Here is a 510-nt window from a genome sequence, read left to right as displayed (position 1 = left end):
GCAGTGGATGAGACGCGCCAGCCCACAATCACGCGGGCAAACACATCAATGATGAAGGCCACATAAACAAAGCCCTGCCATGTGGAAACGTAAGTAAAATCCGAAACCCAGAGCCTGTTGGGAGCTGGAGCATGAAACTGGCGCTGCACCAGATCTTGTGGGCAGGGACGTTGTGGATCAGGCCGTGTGGTTCTGATCCCCTTGCCACGAATGACGCCTTTAAGTCCCATCTGGCGCATCAGCCGCTCTACCGTGCAGCGGGCGATAGTCCTGCCCTCGCGTCTGAGCTGATGCCAAACCTTACGCGCTCCATAGACACAAAAATTATCGTTCCATACTCTACGGATTTCATCACTCAGCTCTTTGTCTTTCTGGCTGCGCACACAGGGATTTTTCTGCCTGGCAACGGTTGCATAATAGACAGATGGTGCAATCGGCAGGATCTTGCAGATTGACCCGACACCATATGTCTGCCGGTGCTCCTCAATGAAGCGCGTCATGGCCTGAACC

Annotated in this window: 1 protein-coding gene and 1 other annotated feature; the gene reads right to left on the bottom strand. The window is 53.9% G+C overall.

The genetic code is table 11. From position 1 onward, the window contains the following. A partial coding sequence (locus GOB86_RS15825; protein ID WP_165993601.1) for an IS3 family transposase occupies nt 1–510 on the bottom strand: 510 nt, incomplete at both ends. Further along, nucleotides 426–508 (bottom strand) — a sequence feature (AL1L pseudoknot). It overlaps the preceding gene by 83 nt.

The sequence above is a fragment of the Acetobacter lambici genome, assembly GCF_011516885.1.
Lineage (GTDB): Bacteria > Pseudomonadota > Alphaproteobacteria > Acetobacterales > Acetobacteraceae > Acetobacter > Acetobacter lambici.
This window is presented reverse-complemented; position numbering and strand designations above follow the sequence as displayed.